The organism is Streptomyces sp. NPDC058880 (assembly GCF_042742535.1).
Classification (GTDB): domain Bacteria; phylum Actinomycetota; class Actinomycetes; order Streptomycetales; family Streptomycetaceae; genus Streptomyces.
Genome location: NZ_JBHYMC010000062.1, coordinates 1 through 22,164, shown reverse-complemented (window position 1 = coordinate 22,164; position 22,164 = coordinate 1). Strand labels below are relative to the sequence as shown.

Here is a 22,164-nt window from a genome sequence, read left to right as displayed (position 1 = left end):
CGTGACGTGAGCAGAGGAAGCACCGTGATCCCGGTTTCGTACGCACAACAGCGTCTCTGGCTGATCGACCAGATCGAAGGGCCGACCGCGCTCTACAACCTGCCGTTCGCGGTCCGCCTGCGCGGCACGCTCGACACCGAGGCGCTGCGCGCCGCGACGGGTGACGTGGTCGCCCGCCACGAGGCCCTGCGCACGGTGTTTCCGGCGGCCGGGGGAGTTCCGGTGCAGCACGTCCTGCCGTCCGCACAGGCACCGATCGCCTTCGAGACGGTGCACTGCGCACCCGGCGACTACCCCGCCCTGCGGGACCGGGCAGCCGCCCGCACCTTCGATCTGAGTACCGAACTGCCCATCCGGGTCACGGTCTTCTCGCTCGCCCCGGCTCGGCCCGGCGCGGACGAGCCGCCCGCCGAGCACGTGCTGCTCGTCGTCCTCCACCACATCGCCGGCGACGGCTGGTCCCTCGGCCCGCTGCTGCGCGACCTCGCGGACGCCTACGCCGCCCGCCTCGGCGGCGCCGCCCCCGACTGGGAGCCGCTGGCGATCCAGTACGCCGACTACACGCTCTGGCAGCGCGAACTGCTCGGCGACGAAAGCGACCCCGGCAGCATGATGAGCCGCCAGCTCGACCACTGGAGAGGCGTCCTGGCCGGCCTCCCGGAGGAGCTGGAGCTGCCGACGGACCGCCCCCGGCCGCCGGCCCCGACCGGAGCGGCCGACGCCGTGCCGTTCGGCTACGGCCCCGAACTGCACGCCGCACTGGCGGACCTGGCCATCCGGCACCGCGCCACCCTCTTCTCCGTCCTCCAAGCCGGACTCGCCGCACTGTTCACCCGGCTCGGCGCCGGTACGGACATCCCGCTCGGCACCGGTGTCGCCGGCCGCTCCGACGAGGCCCTGAACGACTTGGTCGGCTTCTTCGTCAACACCCTCGTTCTGCGTACCGACACCTCCGCGGACCCGTCCTTCGTCGAACTCCTGCGCCGGACCCGGGAGTCCCAGCTCGACGCCTTCGCCCACCAGGACGTGCCGTTCGAGCGTCTGGTCGAGGAGGTGAACCCGGCCCGAGCCCTCGGCCGCCACCCGCTCTTCCAGACCCTCCTCGTGCTCCAGAACCACGAGGAGGGCGAACTCGCCGGCCTCCCCGGCCTACGGACGCAGCCCGAGGAACTCGGCCTGCGCGTCGCCAAGTTCGACCTCAACATCGGCATCACCGAGCGGCACACCGCCGACGGCGCCCCCGCCGGCCTCACCGGCTCGGCCGAATACGCCACCGACCTCTACGACCGCACCACCGTCACCCTCCTGTTCGAACGCCTCGGCCGACTGCTGGCCGCCGCTGCCGCCGACCCCGAGGCGCCGATCGGCACCCTCGACATCCTCACCCCCGAGGAGCGGGCCCGGCTGCGCGACGAGTGGAACTCCACCGCCTCGCCCGTCCCGACCGGATCGCTGCCGGAACTGTTCGAGGCCCAGGCCGCCCGTACCCCCGACGCGGTCGCGCTCGCCCACGACGGCGGCACCGTCTCCTACGCCGAGCTCGACCACCGTGCCAACCGGCTCGCCCAGCACCTGGCCGCCTGCGGCGTCGGCCCGGAGTCCCCGGTCGCCCTGCTGATGGAACGCTCGGTCGACCTGGTCGTCGCCACCCTGGCCGTGCTCAAGGCCGGCGGCGTCTACGTCCCCATGCACGCGAGCCTGCCACCGGAGCGGATGGCCGCCCTCCTGGCCGACACCGCCGCCCCGGTCCTGCTCACCGACCGCGCCGACCCCGGCTTCCCGCACGAGGCCGTCGTGGTCCGCCCCGGGGACGAGGCCTCCGCCCCGGCCCATGCGCCCGGCGTCCGCGTCCACCCCGACCGGCTCGCCTACGTGATGTTCACCTCCGGCTCCACCGGCACCCCCAAGGGCGTCGCCGTGCGCCACCGCGACGTCGTCGACCTCGCCGCCGACCGTCGCTGGCAGGACGGCCGGCACCGGCGGGTCCTGCTGCACTCCCCGCACGCCTTCGACGCCGCCACCTACGAACTGTGGACGCCGCTGCTGTCCGGCGGCACCGTGGTCGTCGCGCCGCCCGGCAATCTGGACGCAGACACCCTGCACGCCGTCGCCACCCGTCACGGCGTCACCGCCGCCTTCCTCACCAAGGCCCTCTTCGACCTCGTTGCCGAGCAGGCCCCCGAAACCTTCCGCGCCCTGCGGACCGTCTGCACCGGCGGCGAGGCCGCCTCCGGCACCCTCATGCAGCGCGTCCTCGACCACTGCCCCGACCTGCTGCTCGCCCACGTCTACGGCCCGACCGAAGCCACCACCTTCGCCACCCACCACCCCCTCGGCCCCGCCGACCTGACCGGACCCCGGCCGCCGATCGGCGCCCCGCTCGACAACATGCGCGCCCACGTCCTCGACGCCCGGCTCCAGCCCGTCCCGCCCGGCGTCCCCGGAGAGCTGTACGTCGCCGGCGCGGGTCTCGCCCGCGGCTACTGGCGCAGGCCCGCGCTGACCGCCGAACGCTTCGTGGCCGACCCGTACGCACCGGGCGAGCGGATGTACCGCACCGGCGACCTGGTGCGCCGCCGCGCCGACGGCGCGATCGAGTTCCTCGGCCGGATCGACGGCCAGGTCAAGCTGCGCGGCTTCCGCATCGAGCCGGGCGAGATCGAGGCCGTGCTCTCCCGCCACCCCGCCGTCCGCCAGGTCATCGTGGTCCCCCGGGAGGACCGCCCCGGCGACACCCGGCTCGTCGGCTACTGCGCGGTGACCGCCGCCGCACTCGACGGGCAGCACGAACTGGCCGCCGAAATCAAGCAGTTCGCCGCCACCGTGCTGCCCGGCTACATGGTCCCCTCGGCGGTCGTCGTCCTGCCCGCCCTGCCGCTCAACGCCAACGGCAAGGTCGACCGGCGTGCCCTGCCCGCCCCCCGACTCGGAGCCGACACCGCCGGCCGCGCCCCCCGCGACGAGCGCGAACGCGCCCTGTGCACGCTCTTCGGCGACATCCTCGGCATCGACGACATCACCATCGACGACGACTTCTTCGAACTCGGCGGCCACTCCCTGCTGGCAACCCGCCTGGTCGGCCGGGCCCGCACCGAACTGGGCGCCGAACTCGCCATCGGCGACCTCTTCCAGGCCCCCACCGTCGCCGCCCTCGCCGACCGGCTCGCCGCCGACCCGGACCGGCCCGCGCTGTGCGCCGCACCTCGGCCCGAGCACCTGCCCGTCTCCTTCGCCCAGCGCCGGCTGTGGTTCCTGGGGCAGGCCGAAGGTCCCGCCGCCACCTACAACGTCACCCTCGCGCTCCGCCTCAGCGGACCGCTCGACACCGGCGCCCTCGACGGCGCCCTCCACGACGTCGTCGCCCGCCACGAGAGCCTCCGCACCGTCTTCGGCGAACACGACGGCGTCCCCCACCAGCGGATCCTGCCCGCCCCGCCGGCCCCGCTGCTCACCGTCACCGACCGCCCGGTACAGGAGCTCACCGGCCACACCTTCGACCTCGCCGCCGACGTCCCGCTGCACGCCTACCTGCGGCCCGAGGCTCCCGACGAGCACGTACTGCTCCTTGTGATGCACCACATCGCCAGCGACGGATGGTCCCTGAGACCCCTCTTCCGCGACCTCGCCGACGCCTACACCGCCCGGCTCGGCGGCCAGCCGCCCGCGTGGGAGCCGCTGCCGGTCCAGTACGCCGACTACACCCTGTGGCAGTACCGGCTGCTCGGCGCCGACACCGACCCGCAGTCCGCGCTCTCCCGCCAGCTCGACCACTGGCGGCAGGCGCTCGCCGGACTGCCGGACGAACTGCCGCTTCCGCTCGACCGCCCCCGCCCGGCCCTCCCGAGCCACCGCGGTGACGTCGTCCCGCTGGAACTCGACGCGGACCTGCACGCACGCCTGGCCGACCTCGCCACAGCCCACGGGGCCACCCTCTTCATGGTCCTCCAGGCCGCCTACGCCACCCTGCTGCACCGCTTCGGCGCCGGCGAGGACCTACCGATCGGCACGCCGCTGGCCGGCCGCCTCGACCCGGCCCTCGACGACCTGATCGGCTTCTTCGCCAACACCCTGGTGCTGCGCACCGACCTCACCGGCCGGCCCACCTTCGCCGAGCTGCTCGCCCGGGTCCGGGAGGCCGACCTGGCTGCCTACGCGCACCAGGACGTGCCGTTCGAACGGCTCGTCGAGGAGCTCAACCCGGCCCGCACCCTGGCCCGGCACCCCCTCTTCCAGGTGATGATCGCCTTCGACAACACCGCCGGCGGCGGACCCGAGTTCCCGGGCACCCGCACTGCGTACGAGCCGCTCGGCCTGCCCACGACCGCCTTCGACCTCACGCTCAACCTCTCCGAACGCCACCGCCCCGACGGCAGCCCCGGCGGTGTCGAGGGCGGCCTGGAGTTCGCCACCGACCTGTTCGACCGGGCCACCGCCGAACGCCTCGCCGACGCCCTGCTGCGGCTGCTCGCCCAGGCCGCCGAGGACCCGCACCGCCCCGTCGCGGAACTGGACGTCCTGGGCGAGGCCGGCCGCAGCGCGCTGGCCGCGTGGCACGACACCGCCCGGCCGGGCACCGCCGACATCCTCGTCCCCGAGGCGTTCGCCGCCCAGGCCACCGCGACTCCGGACGAGACAGCCCTCGTCTTCGGTGAGACCCGGCTGACCTACGCCGAGCTGGACGCCCGCGCGAACCGCCTCGCCCACGGCCTGGCCGCCGCCGGCGCCGGCCCGGAGGACGTGGTCGCCCTCGCGCTGCCCCGCTCCGCCGACTCCCTGGTCGCCGTACTGGCCGTGCTCAAGGCCGGCGCGGCCTTCCTCCCGCTGGATGCCGACTACCCGGCAGAGCGGATCGCCTACATGCTGGCCGACGCCCGGCCCGCGGCCGTCCTCACGGATGCCGCCTGGCCGCTGCCCGAGGTCCTCGACGGCCTCGCCGGAGCCACGGTCCTGGATGCGGGCGAACAGCACTGGGCCGACCGGCCCGATGACGCACCGCCCCTGCGCGTCACGCCGGCCAACGCCGCCTACGTGATCTACACCTCCGGTTCCACCGGCCGCCCCAAGGGCGTCGTGGTCCGTCACGGCGGTTTCGCCAACCTGTTCGCCTTCCACCGTGACGAGACCATCGCCGCCGCCCTGCGGGCCCACCCGGCGCGCAGGTTCCGCTTCGGCCAGGCCGCCTCGCTCTCCTTCGACACCGCGCTGGAGGCCCTGCTGTGGATGGTCGCCGGGCACGAACTCCACCTGCTCGACGACGACCTGCGTCGTGACGCCGCCGCCATCGTCCGCCACGCCGAACTTACCGGCACCGACGTCCTCGACGTCACCCCCGGCCAGGCCGAGCGCCTGGTCGAGGAGGGACTGCTCGACCGCTGCCCGCCGGCCCTGCTGATGGTCGGCGGCGAAGCCCTCGGCCACAGGCTCTCCGCCACCCTCACCGCCGCCGCGGACACCATCGTGCTCAACATGTACGGCCCCACCGAGTGCACCGTCGACGCCCTCCACCACCGGCTGGCAGGCGACCCGCGCCCGCTCATCGGCCGTCCGCTGCCCAACCTCCGCGCACACGTCCTGGACGCCGGACTGTGGCCCGTCCCGCCCGGCGTCCCCGGCGAGCTCTACCTGAGCGGCGCCGGCCTGGCCCGCGGCTACCTGGGCCGGCCCGCGCTCACCGCGGAGCGGTTCGTCGCCGACCCGTGCGCACCGGGGGAGCGGATGTACCGCACCGGCGACCTCGCCCGGCGCCGTCCGGACGGCAGCGTCGAGTACCTGGGCCGCACCGACCATCAGGTCAAGGTCCGCGGCTTCCGCATCGAGCCCGGCGAGATCGAGACCGTGCTCGCCGCCCACCCCGACGTCCTGCAGGCCGCGGTCCTGCCCCACCAGGACGCCACGGACGCCGCCGCGGGGACCCGGCTGGTCGCCTACGTCGTGACCCGCACCCCGCTGGACGCGGCCGTGCTGCGCGCCCACGCGGCGGCCGCCCTGCCGGGCCACATGGTCCCGGCCGCCTTCGTGGCGCTCGACACGCTCCCGCTCAACGTCAACGGCAAGCTCGACCGGTCCGCGCTGCCCGCCCCGGACTTCGCGGCGGCCGCCGGCGGCCGCTCCGCCCGTACGGCGCGCGAGGAGATCCTCTGCGGCCTGTTCGGCGACGTCCTCGGCCTCACCGGACCGGTCTCCGCCGACGACGACTTCTTCGCCCTCGGCGGCCACTCACTGCTTGCCACCAGACTGCTTAGCCGCGTCCGCGCGGTCCTCGGCGCCGAACTCGGCATCCGGGACGTCTTCGAGGCGCCGACGGTCGCCGGCCTCGCCCAGCGGCTGGACGGCGGCACGGCCCGACTCGCCCTGACCGCGGGCGAGCGCCCCGAACGTCTGCCGCTCTCCTTCGCCCAGCAGCGGCTCTGGCTGATCGACCGGATGGAGGGGCCGAGCGCGCTGTACAACATGCCGTTCGCCCTGCGGCTCGCCGGTCCGCTCGACGCGGACGCGCTCGGACTCGCCCTCGGCGACCTCGTCGCCCGGCACGAGATCCTGCGCACACTGATCGCCGAGCACGACGGCGAACCCCACCAGATCGTCCTCCCCCCGGCCACCGGGGCCCTCCCCGTCGAACGGCGCGACTGCGCACCGGAGTCGGTGGACGCAGAGGTGGACCGGGCCGCCCGCCGCCCCTTCGACCTGGCCGCCGAACCGCCCGTGCGCGTCACCCTGCTGGGGGTCGGCCCGGAAGAACACGTCCTGGTCGTCGCCCTCCACCACATCGTCGGCGACGGCTGGTCGATGGGCCCGCTGCTGCGCGACCTGGCCGACGCCTACGCCGCCCGGCGTGACGGCTCGGCGCCCGGCTGGCAGCCGCTGCCGGTGCAGTACGCGGACTACGCGCTCTGGCAGCGCGAGCTGCTCGGCGACGAGGACGACCCCGACAGCCTGGCCTTCCGCCAACTCGCCCACTGGCGCGCGCACCTCGCCGACCTGCCCGAGGAGCTCACCCTTCCCGTCGACCGGCCGCGCGGAGCCCGCGCCGACCACCGGGGCGACCGGATCGCCCTGCCGCTCGGCGCGGAGCTGCACCGGGCGTTGGCCGGGCTGGCCCGGGAGCACCGCGTCACGATGTTCATGACCTTCCAGGCCGCTCTGGCGGCGCTGCTGACCCGGCTCGGGGCCGGTACCGACGTGCCGATCGGCTCGGTGGTGGCCGGGCGTTCGGATGAGGCGCTGGACGACCTGGTCGGCTTCTTCGTCAACACCCTGGTCCTGCGCACCGACACCTCCGGCGATCCGACCTTCACCGAGCTCCTCGGCCGCGTCCGGGAGACCGGACTCGCCGCCTACGCCCACCAGGACGTGCCCTTCGAGCGTCTCGTGGAGGAACTCAACCCTTCCCGCTCCCTCGCCCGCCACCCGCTCTTCCAGGTGGCGATGGTCCTCCAGTCCAACACCGGCGGCGAGCCGGAACTGGCCGGCCTGCGCACCGAGGCGCTCCCCGCGGACACCGGGGTCGCCAAGTTCGACCTCAACGTCACGCTGGAGGAGTTCTTCGGACCGGACGGCGAGCCCGCCGGACTGGACTGCGCGATCGACTTCGCCACCGACCTCTTCGACCGGGAGACCGCGCAGTCGATCGCGGACCGCTTCGGACGGCTGCTGACCGCGATGGCGGCCCGGCCGGACCTGCGGATCGGCCGGGTGGACCTGCTGACCGAGGGCGAACGCGCCGCACTCCTCGGCGGCTGTCGCCCGCTCCCCGCCGACCAGCCCCTCGTGCCGGCCGCCTTCGCCGCCCAGGTGGCGGCCACACCGGACCTGACGGCCCTCGTCTTCGAGGGGACCCGGCTGACCTACGCCGAGCTGGATGCCCGCGCGAACCGCCTCGCCCACGGCCTGGCCGCCGCCGGGATCGGTCCGGAGGACGTGGTCGCGCTCGCCCTGCCCCGCTCGGCGCAGACGGTGGTCGCCCAGCTCGCCGTGCTCAAGGCCGGCGCGGCGTTCCTCCCGCTGGATGCCGGGTACCCGCTGGAGCGCACCGCCCACATGCTGGCCGACGCCCGCCCCGCGGCCGTCCTCACGAATGCTGCCTGGCCGCTGCCCGAGGCGCTGGACGGCCTCGCCGGAGCCACGGTCCTGGATGCGGGCGAACAGCACTGGGCCGACCGGCCCGACGAGGCACCGCCCCTGCGCGTCACGCCGGCCAACGCCGCCTACGTGATCTACACCTCCGGTTCCACCGGCCGCCCCAAGGGCGTCGTGGTCAGCCACGGTGCGATCGCCGGACTGCTGGCCGCCCACCGGGCGGAGACCTTCGCCGAGCCCGAGCGGACCCACGGCCGGCTGCGCACCGCATTGACGGCCTCGCTCTGCTTCGACGCCTCCTGGAACAGCCTGCTGTGGATGGTCGCCGGCCACGAACTGCACCTGATCGGCGAGGACCTGCGCCGAGACCCCGCCGCGCTGGTCCGTCACCTCCGCACCGAGGGCCTCGACGCCGTCCAGTTCACCCCCACCTACGCCGAACAGCTCATCGCCGAAGGCCTGCTGGATGCACCCGCCCCGCGCGTGGTCCTGCTCGGCGGCGAACCCATCGGCCAGGCCCTGTGGACCCGTCTGCGCGAGGCCCCGGCCACCACCGGCCACAACCTCTACGGACCCACCGAGTGCACCGTCGACACCCTGCTCCAGTCGTACGCCGACTCGGAGCGCCCCACCATGGGACACGCGGTCCTCGGAACCCGCGCACACGTCCTCGACGAGTACCTGAACCCCGTCCCCGCCGGCGTTCCCGGCGAGCTGTACCTGGCCGGGGACAGCCTGGCCCGCGGCTACCTGGGCCGGCCCGCGCTGACGGCGGAGCGGTTCGTCGCCGACCCGTCCGCGCCGGGGGAGCGGATGTACCGCACGGGCGACCTGGTGCGCCGCACCCGCGACGGAGACCTCGAATACCTCGGCCGCACCGACCACCAGGTCAAGATCCGCGGCTTCCGCATCGAACCCGGCGAGATCGAGGAGGAACTGACCCGGCACCCGGCCGTCCGCCAGGCCGTGGTCACCGCGCACGAGAGCGCCGACGGTGACCGCCGCCTGGTCGCCCACTGCGCGGTCACCGCACCCAGCCCCGAACTCGCCCTCGAAGTCAGGCGGTTCACCGCACAGGTGCTACCTGCCCACATGGTTCCGGCAGCGGTCGTCACCCTCGACGCGCTGCCGCTGACCGGCAGCGGCAAGGTCGACCGGCGCGCCCTGCCCGCCCCCGACTTCCAGCTTTTCACGGGCGGCCGGACCGCCCGTACGGCGCGCGAGGAACTCCTCTGCGGCCTGTTCGGCGACGTCCTCGGCGCGACCGGGCAGGTCTCGATCGACGACGACTTCTTCGTCCTCGGCGGGCACTCGCTGCTCGCCATGCAACTGGTCAGCCGAGTCCGCACGGTGTTCGCGGCGGAGATCGGCGTCCGGGACGTCTTCGAGGCGCCGACGGTCGCCGGCCTCGCCCAGCGGCTGGACGGCGGCACGGCCCGACTCGCCCTGACGGCCGGCGAGCGTCCGGACGACCTGCCGCTCTCCTTCGCCCAGCAGCGGCTCTGGCTGATCGACCGGATGGAGGGCCCCAGCGCCCTCTACAACCTCCCGCTCGCCCTGCGGCTCACCGGTCCGCTCGACCCGGACGCGCTCGAACTCGCCCTCGGCGACCTCGTCGCCCGGCACGAGATCCTGCGCACACTGATCGCCGAGCGGGACGGCGAACCCCGCCAGCGGATCCTCCCGCCCGCGGCGGCCCGGATTCCGTTCGACCGTCGCACCGCGCCGCCCGCCGACCCGGCGGCAGCCGTGGCCGAGTGCTCCGCCACCCCCTTCGACCTCTCCGCCGAACTCCCTGTCCGGGCACACCTGTTCCCCCTCACCGCCGAGGAGCACCTCTTCGTCCTCGTCCTCCACCACATCGCGGGCGACGGCTGGTCGATGGGCCCGCTGCTGCGCGACCTGGCCGACGCCTACGCCGCCCGGCGTGACGGCTCGGCGCCCGGCTGGCAGCCGCTGCCGGTGCAGTACGCGGACTACGCGCTCTGGCAGCGCGAGCTGCTCGGCGACGAGGACGACCCCGACAGCCTGGCCTCCCGCCAACTCGCCCACTGGCGCGATGCCCTGGCAGGGCTCCCCGAGGAGCTGGCGCTCCCCGTCGACCGGCCACGGCGCGCCGACAGCAGCCACCGCGGCGACCGCGTGGTCCTGCCGCTCGGCGCGGAGCTGCACCGGGCGTTGGCCGGGCTGGCCCGGGAGCACCGCGTCACGATGTTCATGACCCTGCAGGCCGCTCTGGCGGCGCTGCTGACCCGGCTCGGGGCCGGTACCGACGTGCCGATCGGCTCGGTGGTGGCCGGGCGTTCGGATGAGGCGCTGGACGACCTGGTCGGCTTCTTCGTCAACACCCTGGTCCTGCGCACCGACACCTCCGGCGATCCGACCTTCACCGAGCTCCTCGGCCGCGTCCGGGAGACCCAGCTCGACGCCCACGCCCACCAGGACGTGCCCTTCGAGCGTCTCGTGGAGGAACTCAACCCGGCCCGCTCCCTCGCCCGCCACCCGCTCTTCCAGGTCATGCTGCTGCTCCAGGGCACGGGCGGGGCCGGCGGCCCCGGCGACGGGACGCTCGACCTGGCCGGCCTGCCGGCCACCGTGGAGCCGGTCGGCGGCTGCGCGGCCAAATTCGACCTCTCCATCGCCGTGGGCGAGTCCTTCGGCGCCGACGGCGCGCCCGCCGGGCTGGAGTGCGCGATCGACTTCGCCACCGACCTGTTCGACCGGGAGACCGCAGCGTCCCTCGCCGTCCGCTTCGGCCGGCTACTGACAGCGGTCGCGGCCCGGCCCGACCTGCCCATCGGCGGGGCCGACCTGCTCTCCGCCGAAGAACGCGCCGCACTCGCCCCGACCGGAGCGAAGCTGCCGCCGGTGGTACCGCTGCTGCCCGCCGCCTTCGAGGCCCAGGCGGCCCGCACCCCGGACGAGACCGCCCTGGTCGCCGGCGACACCCGGCTCACCTGGGCCGAGCTGAACGCCCGCGCCAACCACCTCGCCCACCGCCTCGCGGCGGCGGGCGCCGGCCCGGAGACGGTCGTCGCCCTGGCCCTGCCGCGCTCGGCGGAGACCGTGATCGCGCTGCTCGCCGTACTCAAGACCGGAGCGGCCTCGCTCCCCCTGGACGCCGCGTACCCGGCCGACCGGACCGCCGCCATGCTCGCCGACGCCGCACCCGCACTGGCCGTGACCGCCGACGGCTGGCCGCTGCCCGGACTGCTCGCCGGCCTGCCCGTCCTGGCCGCCGTCCCGCAGGACGGGAACGACCACCCCGCCACGGAGAACCCGCAGCCCCGCGCGGCCGCCGCCGACGCCGCCTACGTGATCTACACCTCCGGTTCCACCGGCCGCCCCAAGGGCGTCGTGGTCAGCCACGGTGCGATCGCCGCCCTCCTCGCCTCGCACCGCTGCGCGACCGGCCCGATCGGCGCCACCGAGCGCGAGCACGGCCGCACCCGCGTCGCACTCACCGCCTCCCTCTGCTTCGACGCCTCCTGGGACGGCCTGCTCTGGCTGATCGCCGGCCATGAACTGCACCTGATCGGCGAGGACCTGCGTCGCGACGCCGCCGCCCTGGTCCGCCACCTCCGGGCGGAGTCCGTCGATGTCATCGAGGTGACCCCCTCCTACGCCGAACAGCTCCTGGACGAGGGCCTGCTGGACGCACCCGCCCCGCGCGTGGTCCTGCTCGGCGGCGAAGCCGTCGGCCCGCACCTGTGGACCCGTCTGCGCGAGGCGCCCGCCACCACCGCCCACAACCTCTACGGCCCCACCGAGTCCACCGTCGACGCGCTCACCCAGCCGTTCGCGGCCTCTTCTCGCCCGGCCCTCGGTCGCAGCGTCCTCGGCACCCGCGCGCACGTCCTCGACGAGCACCTGAACCCGGTACCGCCCGGGATTCCCGGCGAGCTGTACCTGGCCGGCACCGGCCTCGCCCGCGGATACCTCGGACGCCCGGCGCTCACCGCCGAACGGTTCGTCGCCGACCCGTCCACGCCGGGGGAGCGGATGTACCGCACCGGCGACCTGGTGCGCCGCACCCGCGACGGAGACCTCGAATACCTCGGCCGCACCGACCACCAGGTCAAGATCCGCGGCTTCCGCATCGAACCCGGCGAGATCGAGCACGCGCTCACCCGCCACCCGCGGATCCTCGCCGCCACGGTGACCGTCCACCACGACGGCGCCGCCGGCCCCCGGCTGGTCGCCCACGTGGTGCCGGACGGCCCCCTCGACCGGGCCGAACTGCGTTCCTTCGCCGCGGAGTCGCTGCCCGGTCACATGATCCCGGCCGCCTTCGTCCCGCTCGACGCGCTGCCCCTGACCGCGAGCGGCAAGGTCGACCGGCAGGCCCTGCCCGCCCCCGACTTCCCCGCCACCCCCACCGGACGGGCGCCCAGGACCCCGCACGAGGAACTGCTCTGCGGCCTCTTCGCCGAGATCCTGGGCCTGCCGGGCCCGGTCTCCATCGACGACGGGTTCTTCGATCTCGGCGGCCACTCCCTCCTCGCGATGAAGCTGCTCGGCCGGATCCGCACCGCACTCGGCGCCGACCCCGGAATGCGGGCGCTGTTCGAAGCCCCCACCGCGGCGGCCCTGGCCCGGCGCCTGGACCGGCACCCGGGCCCGACGGACCCGGCGGGCACCCCTGCCCCGTCCGCCGACGGCGCCTCCGGCTCCGGCAGCGCCCTCGACGTCCTGCTGCCGCTGCGCGCGGGCGGCACCACCGCCCCGCTGTTCTGCGTCCACCCCGCCGCCGGCATCAGCTGGGTCTACTCAGGACTGCTGCGCCACCTCGACCCGGACCGGCCCGTACACGGCCTTCAGGCGCGGGGTCTGCGCGGCGGCTCCCCGTCCTCCGTCACCGAGATCGCCGAGGACTACGTGCGGCAGATCCGGGCCGTCCAGCCGGAGGGGCCGTACCACCTGCTCGGCTGGTCCTTCGGCGCGGTCGTCGCCCAGGCCATGGCCGTCGCCCTCCAGGCGGCGGGCCAGGAGGTCGCCCTGCTCGCGCTCCTCGACGGCCTGCCCGCCGACCCCGCCCGCCGAGCCGCCGACGGCGATCCGTCCTCCGACGGCCCGGTCGACACCCTCGCCGCGCTGCTCGCCTCCCTCGGCCACGACCCGGCCGACGGCCGCGGCCAGGCAGAGCTCACCGCCCTGCTCGGCGAGGCGGCAGCCGTCCTGCCCGACGTCTTCGAGCAGAACGCCAAGCTGATGGCCGAGCACGTGCCCGGCCGCTACCGAGGGGACGCCGTCTTCTTCGGCGCCACCCTGGACAAGCCCGCCGACTGGCCCTACGGCGAGGCCTGGCACCCGTACGTCGACGGCCGCGTCGAGCAGCACCGCATCACCTGCACGCACGGCGCGATGACGCAGCCGGAGCCCGTCGCACGGATCGCCGCCGTGCTCGCCGAGAAGCTGGGAGAGTGACCCGCCATGACCACCGCCTCCGTGAAACCGCCGTCTCCCCCCGAGGGGGACGCGCCGCGGAAGAGCCGCTGGGGCCTCTGGGCGCAGAGCAATTTCCGCAAGCTCTGGATCGGTGAGACGACCAGCGGCCTCGGCACCGCCGTCGGCAACGTCGCGCTCGCCCTGGTGGCCGTCGTCACGCTGGAGGCCTCGCCGTTCATGGTCGGCCTGCTGACCGCCTCCGCCTGGCTGCCGTGGCTCTTCCTTGGACTGCTGGCCGGCGCCTGGGTGGACCGCTGGCCCCGATTGAAGGTCATGCTGGTATGCGACCTGCTGCTGTTCGTGCTGTTCGGCAGCGTGCCGGTGGCGGGCTGGCTGGGCATGCTGACCATGGCCCAGCTGGTGGTGGTGGCAACCCTGGCCGGCGCGGTCAAGGTCTTCCTGTCCACCGCGAACAGCGCCGTGCTGCCGCTGTTGGTCGCCAAGCCCGACCTGCTGGAGGCCAACGTCAAGCTGCGCTCCGGGGACGCGGCGGCGGAAATCGCCGGCCCCGGCCTGGCCGGCCTGATCTCCCAGGCGTTCGGCGCCGTCACCGGACTGCTCGCCGACGCGCTCACCTACTTGGTGGCGGCGGTCTGCGTGGGCTCCATCACGGCGGAGGAGAAGCCCCCGCCGGTCTCCGAACGGCGGGGCATCCTCCGCGAGATCAAAGAGGGCGTCCGCTTCCTGGTGCACGACCCCTACCTGCGCAGCCTGGCGAGCTTCGCGGCGGTCGGCAACCTCGGCCTCAACGGCATCCAGGCCGTGCAGACCGTCTTCCTGGTCCGGAGCGTGGGCGTGACGCCCGGCGGCGTGGGCGCCGTCTTCGCCGTGGTCTCCGTCGGCGGCCTGGCCGGTGCTGCGCTCGCCGGACGGATCGCCCGCCGCTTCGGGACGGCCCGGGGTCTGCTGCTCTGCGAGCTGGTCGGAGCGCCGTTCATCCTCCTGCTGCCGATGGCGGGGGAGCGGTTGCCACTGGCCGTGAGCGCCCTGGCCTGGTCGGTCGCGGTGTGCGGGGTGATCGCCGGAAACGTGATCGCCGGCAGCTTCTACCAGGCCTACTGCCCGCCCGCGATGATCGGCCGGATCCGGGCCAGCGCCTCCACCGTCAACTTCAGCGCCATCCCGGTGGGCGCCCTGCTCGGGGGCTGGCTGGGCGAGCTGCTCGGCGCCCGCACCACCCTCTGGATCATGGCTGGCGTGCTGCTCTCGGCCGGCCTGGTCCTACTGGCCGGCCCGCTCCGTGGCCTGCGCAGCTTCCCCGAGCGTCCCGAGCGGGCCTGACCGGCACCGCTCCCGCCCGCACCTCCCTGCCCCGCACCCCGCGCGTACCCTCCCGGAGCCCCCATGACCCGCACAGCCCGCCCGCGCCGCTTCCTGATGTGCCGTCCGACCCACTTCGAGGTCAGCTACGCGATCAATCCGTGGATGGACCCGACCAAGCCCGTCGACACCGGCCTGGCCGTCGCCCAGTGGGAGCGGCTGTACGGGCTGTACGTCGAACTCGGCCACCGCGTCGATCTGATCGCCCCGCTGCCCGGCCTTCCCGACATGGTCTACGCGGCCAACGGCGCCACCGTCGTCGACGGCCGCGTCCTCGGGGCCCGCTTCCGCAACGCCGAGCGGGCCGCCGAGGGCCCCGCGTACCTGGAGTGGTTCCGGGCGAACGGATTCGCCACCCACGACCCGGTGCACGTCAACGAGGGGGAGGGCGACCTGCTGCTGACCGGAGGCCACCTGCTCGCCGGGCGCGGCTTCCGCAGCGACAGCGCGGGGCATGCGGAGGCGCAGGAGTTCCTCGGCCGCCCGGTGGTCGGCCTGGACCTCGTCGACCCGCGCTTCTACCACCTCGACACCGCGCTCGCGGTGCTCGACGACGACGAAGTCGTCTACTACCCGGGCGCGTTCTCGGCGGGCAGCCGGGAGGTGCTGCGCCGGCTCTTCCCGGATGCGGTGCTCGTGGAGGAGGCGGACGCGGCGGTGTTCGGCCTCAACCTGATGAGCGACGGCCTCAACGTGGTGCTGCCGGCGGCCGCGACCGGCGTCGCGGCCCGGCTGCGCGAGCGGGGCTTCCGGCCGATCGGGGTGGACCTCTCCGAGCTGTTCAAGGGCGGCGGCAGCGTGAAGTGCTGCACCCTGCAGATCCGCGCGGCGGCCTGACCGGGGGCCTGACCGGGGCCCGACCGGCCTCCGTGCGACGCTCCGCCCGGCGCACCGGTCAACGAAGCCGATCGACGCACGGTGCTCCTGCGTCGATCGGCTGTTGAACGCGCCTTGCCATGCTCGTCCCATCAGCCCGGAACACGCCGGGAAGAACCGGAAACCACCTTCCCACCAGGGAAGACGTCCCCCAGGGAGCAGTCATGGCGAACCGCGCGAACAACCACGTTGCCACCTGGGTCTGCCTGGCCGTCGCGGGCCTCGGCCTCGGCACCCTGATCGCCCTGGGCGCGTCCGGCGCGGCGATGGCCGACGACACCAGCGGCAGCGGGCAGGGCGGCGGCACCGTCAGCACCCAGCAGGCCCCGGCGCCCTCCCCCTCCCCGTCCGACGACAAGGACTGGAACAGCACCGGCTCCTGACCCCGGCCACCGGCGGCCCCGCCCGACCGGGGGCCTCCTAGGCCTCCAGCCCACAGGGTTCGGCCAGGGCCGGCGCCGACTCCTCCAGCAGGCAGGCCACCTCGGCCGCCTCCGGAAGACCCAGCCGGCAGAAGATCTCGTACGCCTGCCGCAACCGCCGCCCGGCCTCCGCCCCGCGCCCCAGGTCCGCCAGCGAGCGGCCCAGCACCACCAGCGCCTGGGCCTGGTCCCGCTCCGCCCCCAGCTCCTCGCAGAGCAGCAGCGCCCGCCCGGCGTGGTCGAGTGCCTCGTCGGCCCGGCCGAGCGAGCGCAGACTGTCCGCCAGCCGGTAGCGCGCGTGCGCGGCCCGGTCCCGCAGCCCCGCTCCCGTCGCCACCGCCAGGCACTCCCGGAACCAGGTCACCGCCTCCTCGTGCCGCCCGAGCCCGTGCAGCGCCAGGCCCAGCACGTACAGGGTGTACGCACGCCCCGGATCGTCCTGCCGGGTCCGCAGCTCGGCGAGCACCTCGTGACAGATCTCCACTGCCTCGTCCGCCCGCCCGCTGCGCACCCGCGCCAGCGCGGCGTTCACGGTCGTCACCAGGGCGCCGGAGCGGTGGCCGAGTTCGTTGGCCAGCAGCAGCGCCTCGTCGTAGTGGTCGACCGCCTCGTCGTAGCGGCTGAGGAACTGGCAGATCAGTCCGAGGTCGTTGAGCGCCTGGCGGAGGATCACGGTGTCGCCGGCGGTCCGTGCCGCGTCCACCGCCCGGCGCGCGGCCGCCTCGGCGGCGTCCAGCCGGGTCGCCGCCAGGGCGACGTTCCCGCGCAGGAAGTGCGCACGTCCGGCGGCCCGTACGTCGCCGTGCCGCGTCGCCGCCTCGGCCAGCGCGTCGGCGGTGGCGGCGAGTTGCCGACTTGGTGGGGTGAGCACGAACGGGGTGAGCGCGATCAGCAGGTCGATCGCGGCGCGCAGCGCTGACGTGCGGAAGCCGTCCGGGGCCGTGCCCGCCGTGCCGTCCGCCGGTCCCGCGTCGGCTGCGACCTGGGCCGCCAGCGCCACCGCACCTGCACGCTCCGCCCCCGTCCACTCCCGGGCCGCGTCCCACCCGCTCAGCGGCACCCCCGGCGACCTTGCCGGTCCCAGCGCGCCCGCCGCCGGATCACCGGGAACCGCGTGCTGGAAAGCGGTGCAGGCCGTGGCCAGCAGGTGGTCCAACAACCGGTCGCGGGCCGCAACCGCCTCCCCGCAGTCCATCGCACCGCCCGCCGCGGCAGGGGGGTCCGCCTCCGGAACCGGGCGCCGCCGGGCGAAGGCGCGCAGCAGGTCGTGGTAGCGGTAGCGCCCGGGGAACGGCGACTCCACCATCGCCACGTCCACCAGAGCCTCCAGCAGGTCCTCGGCGTCGTACTCGTCGAGATCGAGGAGAGCGGCGGCGGCCGGCAGCCCGATGTCCGGCCCGTCGACGGACGCGACGAGCCGGAACGCCCGGGCCTGCTCGGCGGTGAGCTGCCGGTAGCCCAGTTCGAAGGCGGCGGCCACCGCGAGGTCGCCGATCCGCAGCTCGTCGATCCGCCGCCGTTCCACCTGGAGCCGGCGGCTGAGCGTCTCCACCGTCCACCCGGGGCGGGCCGCGAGCCGCGCGGCCACGATCCGGACCGCCAGCGGCAGGTGTCCGCAGGCCACCACCAACTCCAGCGCCGCGTCGCGTTCGGCGGCGAGCCGGTCCGCCCCGATGGTGCGGCCGAGCAGGTCCAGGGCCTCGGACGGGTGGAACACGTCCAGGTCGACGTGGACGGTGGCGGGTAGCCCGGCCGGCCGGGTCCGCCCGGTGGTGAGGACCGCGCAGCCGACCGCGCCCGGCAGGAGCGGGCGGATCTGCGCGGTGTCCTTGGCATTGTCGAGCACCACCAGCAGCCGCCGCCCGTCCACGACGGACCGGAACAGCGCCGAGCGGGCGTCCAGCCCGTCGGGCACCGCGTCGCCGGGCACCCCGAGTGCCACGAGGAAGCCGCTGAGCACCGCTTCGGGGTCGGCGGGCACCGGATCGGAGCCGCGCAGGTCGACGTAGAGCTGGCCGTCCGGATAGGACGCACGGACGCGGTGCGCCACGTGCAGGGCCAGCGCCGTCTTGCCGACGCCGCCCATCCCGACGACGGTGGCGATCACCAGTGCCTGTGCCGAGGGCGTGCCGAGTGCCTCGTCCAGCACCCGGACCGGCGCGGTGCGCCCGGTGAAGTCGGCGGCGTCCGGCGGGAGCTGGGCCGGTCTCGGAGGGGCGGGCGCCGGTCTGGGCGCAGCCTCCTGGGCCTTCTTCTCCTCGTGCCGGTCCGGTGCGGCCGCCCGGGGACCGGACCCGTGCCCGGCGCCGTCTTCGGCGCCGGCGCTCTCCCGGGCCGGCTCCGGCGATCGCCCGAGCTGTTCCCCGGGGGCCGCCGCGACCGGATCCGGGGCGGCCAGCGACGGATCGCCCTCCAGGATCCTGCGGTGCAGGTGCTCCAGCTCCGAGCCCGGTGCGACGCCCAGTTCCGCGAGGAAGAGCTGCCGCACCCCGCGGTACACCGCCAGCGCGTCGGCCTGCCGTCCGGCCTGGTACAGCGCCCGCATCAGCAGCTCGTACGCCCGCTCGTGCAGCGGGTGCTCCGTGGTCAGGGCGGTCAGCTCGGGGATGCAGCGTGCATAGCGGCCGAGCGTCAGGTCCAGCCCGATGCGCTCCTCCAGCAACGTCAGCCGCAGTTCCTCCAGCCGCTGCCGGTGCCGTTCCGCGAACGGGCCCGGTACGCCGGCCAACGGCTCGCCCTGCCACAGTTCCAGCGCCCGGTTGAGCAGGTCCCGGGCGCGCAGTGGATCGGTCCGCGCGGTGCGCTCCGCCTCGGCGGCCAGCGACTCCGCCTCCGCGGCGTCGACCGCGAGCTTCGGCAGCACCAGCCGGTAGCCGTCCCCCATCGACACCAGCACGCTCGACGCGGGCCGGTCGTTCCCGGCCGTGTCCCCCGCGCCGTCACCGGCCCCGGCGTCCAGCACCTTGCGCCACCGCCACGCGTAGGTGCGCACGGTGGTCATCGCCGCGCCCGGCGGTTCCTCGCCCCACAGCGCCGAGATGAGCTCGGTGGCGCTGGCCGAGTGCCCAGGCCGCAACAGGAGGACGGCCAGCATCGCCTGCTGCTGCGGACTGCCTGTCTTGAGTGCGGTACCGCCCCGGTGAGCCCGCAACAGACCGAGTAATGAGAAACGCAGATCGCCCAAGTCCTGCCCCCAGCCCCAGAACACGGTGCCCGCCCCCGCTCGGCGCCCATGTCTCGATTTGTGTCACCTATTAACCACAGCGTCGCCCACGGTGTCGAGAGTCCGTTGAGCCTGTGGTGATCAGGCGTTGAACCTTGCGATACAGAATCGCACCGTGCCGCGGGCACGCCGGAGACCGTCCGGGCACCGCGCCCGCCCCCCTAGGCCGCCGGTGGCGCCGGGCCCGACCCTACATTCGGAGGCGGACGTCCGTGAACACCCCATTGCTGTACAGATTGCTCGGCGCCGATCCCGAGGCCGGGCCGGCGGAACTGCTGCACCGTGCCCGAGCCGGCCGTCACCTTCCCCACCTGGTGCTCTCCGCCCTGGACCGCGAGGGGGTCCGGATGGGCGGGCCGGCCCGTGCAGAGCTGGGCCGGGCCCGCGACCGGGCCGACCACTACGTCCGGCTGGCCGAGGGCCTCGCCTGCTCCACGGGGGTGCGCGCCATCCGGGGCCTCCCGCTCGCCGGGTACTACCCGGCCGGTCTCCTGCGCCCGCTGGACACCCTCGACCTGGTCGCCCCCGACGAGGCCGCGCTCTGGCAGGCGGTCGTCCGCCTGGTCACCGACCACCCGGTGGAGCACATCGGCGTCTCCCTGCTCGGCGAGCGCCCCCACCACACCGCCGTCACGGTCCACTGGCCGGCCGAGGACCCCCTCGTCGATCCCTGGTACCGGGTGCACCTGTCCACCGCCGCGCTGCCGGGCGACGGCGACGCGGTGCCCGTACGGCCGTACCTGGTCGCCGACGCGCACGTGGAGTGCCTCATCGCCCTGGCCGAGTCCCGCCTCGGCGGGCCCGCGCTGCCGCCCGACCCCCTCACGCTTTTCGACGTCGCGGTCCTTGCCGGCCGGCCGTTCGAGGCGGCCGAGACCGCCGCCGTCCTTGCCGCCTACCGCCTGGCGCCCGAGGCCGCGGACCTCCTCGACCGCGCCGCCGAGCACCTACCGCTGGGCCCGCTCGCCACGGTCCGTGCCGCGCTCGTCCCCGCGCTGGCCGCCGAGCACCGGCGCCGCAGCGAGGACCCCGCCGGCTCCCGACCGGCCCGGACCCGGCACGGCGCGCTGCTCCGGCGCACCGTCATCCGGCACTCCTGGGCCGAGGCCCGACTCCTCACCCCCAGCCCCGGCACCTCCCTCCTGCTCACCCCCGTCGCGGACTACCTGCTCACGCCGGCCGCCGGAGCCGTGGCCGAGCCGGCCACCCGCAGCGCCGCCCTGGATGCCCTCCACTCCTGGGACACGCTCTGCTGAGGGTGGGGAATTCTGTATTCCGCATGGCGCGCGCCCGCACCCTCCGGGATTCCCACCTGTGGCCTTCCTTACTATTCCGAACAGATCCACCCGTTCCGCTAGCATGTTCGAGCGAACAATGATCAGGTTGACATGTGAACATCGGCTGAAAAATTGATATCTGCGGAAAAGCAAACGATTTCGCGAAAAGGCGGAGCCGAGTCCGCCGCACGGCGGCGGCCACATGTCGTGCTGTGGGGCGCGGTGGGTGCGGTGGCCCTCGCATTCCTCGTCGCACTGGAGATCGCCGCACGCCACTACGGCGTGCGGGGGCCGATCGCCGACCAGGCGCGGGAGGTGCTGTTCGCCCCGAAGTCGGGGACGGTGCTCTACGCAGGCATGGCCCTGATGCTGGTGGTGCTCACCTGGCGGCAGCGGTGGATCGCGATCGGGGCCGCGGTCGGCATCGACCTCGTCTTCTGGCTCGTGCGCCGGGCGGTCGACGCCGAGATGATGTACGGCAACGGCGCCCTCCTGGTCACCCTGGCCTGTGCCGTCGTCGCGCTCACGCGACGCACCGGCCGTGAACGGACGCTGCTGCTGCAGGGCGTCGGCCTGGCCCTGCTGCTGGTCACCGGCCGCAAGACGGGCTACACCTGGCTGCTGATCACCTCGAAGACCCGTCCGAGCGTGCTCGACCCGTACGTGGCGACCGCCGACCAGGCACTGGGCAACCCGTCCTGGGTGGCGGGCCGGATCGTCGAGGCCACCGGCGTCGTCGGCTTCCGCGTCCTCGAATTCGTCTACATCCAGCTGGCGGTGATGGCGGTCGTCGTCGCGCTCTACCAGCTGCGCAACGTGGCGGTCGAGCGCCGCTTCCCGCGCCACCACCTGGTGCGCACCTTCCTCGCCATCGGGCTGCTCGGACCGGGAATCTACATGGTCTTCCCGGTGGTCGGGCCGATCTTCGCGTACGGTGCCGACGGCGGCCCGTGGGCGCTGGCGGAACTCTGGCCCAACACTCCGCCGCCGATCACCGTCCCGCAGCCGATTCCGTTCGACGAGTTCACCCCGCGCAACTGCATGCCCAGCCTGCACACGGCCTGGGCCACGGCGATCTTCATCCACTCCCGCAAGGCCCCGCGGGCGCTCCGCTGGGCGGGAACGTTCTGGCTGATCGCGACGCTCGGCGCAACGCTGGGATTCGGCTACCACTACGGCGCGGACATCGTCGCCGGTGTCGTGTTCACCCTCACGATCGATGCCGGGCTGCGCACCCTCGACCACGGCCGGGACCGCAGGGGCGTCCGGCTGGTGGCCCACGGCGCCGCGGTCTTCGCCGGGCTCCTGCTGTCCTACCGCTTCCTGTCGACGGAGATGGCGGCGCACCCGTGGGTCTCCGGCCCGCTGGTCGTCCTGGCCATGGTCTCGGTGATCTACGCCTACGTCCGCACCACCGGGCGGTGGGACCGTCCGGCCGCGGAGGTGCACATGCCGCAGCAGCGCCGCGAATCGCAGCCCGAACTGGTCTGAGAGCGCCGAGCCGCGCCCCGCTCCTGCGGGG

The 22,164-nt window shown here is 74.5% G+C and carries 7 protein-coding genes; 6 read left to right on the top strand and 1 reads right to left on the bottom strand.

Going from position 1 to position 22,164, the window contains the following annotated elements:
- Nucleotides 1-24: 24 nt before the first annotated feature.
- The 4 genes from ACFW2G_RS27050 to ACFW2G_RS27035 all read left to right on the top strand — a co-directional run bounded on the left by ACFW2G_RS27050 (nt 25) and on the right by ACFW2G_RS27035 (nt 16,103).
- The gene (locus ACFW2G_RS27050) at nt 25-13,503 is read left to right on the top strand and encodes an amino acid adenylation domain-containing protein (protein ID WP_384583912.1); all 13,479 of its coding nucleotides are present in this window, start codon (nt 25-27) and stop codon (nt 13,501-13,503) included.
- A gap of 6 nt (nt 13,504-13,509) precedes the next feature.
- Nucleotides 13,510-14,805, top strand: coding sequence for an MFS transporter (locus tag ACFW2G_RS27045; RefSeq protein ID WP_384453741.1), 1,296 nt, complete (start codon nt 13,510-13,512; stop codon nt 14,803-14,805).
- A gap of 63 nt (nt 14,806-14,868) precedes the next feature.
- The gene (gene ddaH, locus ACFW2G_RS27040) at nt 14,869-15,681 is read left to right on the top strand and encodes a dimethylargininase (RefSeq protein ID WP_384453744.1); all 813 of its coding nucleotides are present in this window, start codon (nt 14,869-14,871) and stop codon (nt 15,679-15,681) included.
- Nucleotides 15,682-15,884: 203 nt separating this feature from the next.
- The gene (locus ACFW2G_RS27035; RefSeq protein ID WP_384583915.1) at nt 15,885-16,103 is read left to right on the top strand and encodes a hypothetical protein; all 219 of its coding nucleotides are present in this window, start codon (nt 15,885-15,887) and stop codon (nt 16,101-16,103) included.
- A gap of 37 nt (nt 16,104-16,140) precedes the next feature.
- Here ACFW2G_RS27035 and ACFW2G_RS27030 read toward each other — a convergent pair whose 3' ends face one another.
- A complete protein-coding gene (locus ACFW2G_RS27030; protein ID WP_384583918.1) occupies nt 16,141-19,236 on the bottom strand; it encodes a BTAD domain-containing putative transcriptional regulator in 3,096 nt (1,031 codons plus the stop codon).
- A 341-nt stretch (nt 19,237-19,577) separates the two neighbouring features.
- Here ACFW2G_RS27030 and ACFW2G_RS27025 point away from each other — a divergent pair, with 341 nt between their 5' ends.
- Nucleotides 19,578-20,621 carry a hypothetical protein gene (locus ACFW2G_RS27025; protein WP_384453750.1) on the top strand — a complete coding sequence of 348 codons (1,044 nt, stop codon included), beginning with the start codon at nt 19,578-19,580 and terminating at the stop codon, nt 20,619-20,621.
- A gap of 228 nt (nt 20,622-20,849) precedes the next feature.
- Nucleotides 20,850-22,133 (top strand): phosphatase PAP2 family protein, encoded by a 1,284-nt coding sequence (locus ACFW2G_RS27020; protein ID WP_384583921.1) that lies wholly within the window; start codon nt 20,850-20,852, stop codon nt 22,131-22,133.
- Nucleotides 22,134-22,164: the final 31 nt, after the last annotated feature.

What these genes read in the sequence shown, in the direction of transcription:
- ACFW2G_RS27045 (WP_384453741.1), top strand. Translation starts at nt 13,510, where the DNA reads ATGACCACCGCCTCCGTGAAACCGCCGTCTCCCCCCGAGGGGGACGCG.
- ddaH (WP_384453744.1), top strand. Translation starts at nt 14,869, where the DNA reads ATGACCCGCACAGCCCGCCCGCGCCGCTTCCTGATGTGCCGTCCGACC.
- ACFW2G_RS27035 (WP_384583915.1), top strand. Translation starts at nt 15,885, where the DNA reads ATGGCGAACCGCGCGAACAACCACGTTGCCACCTGGGTCTGCCTGGCC.
- ACFW2G_RS27030 (WP_384583918.1), bottom strand. Translation starts at nt 19,236, where the DNA reads ATGCTGGCCGTCCTCCTGTTGCGGCCTGGGCACTCGGCCAGCGCCACC.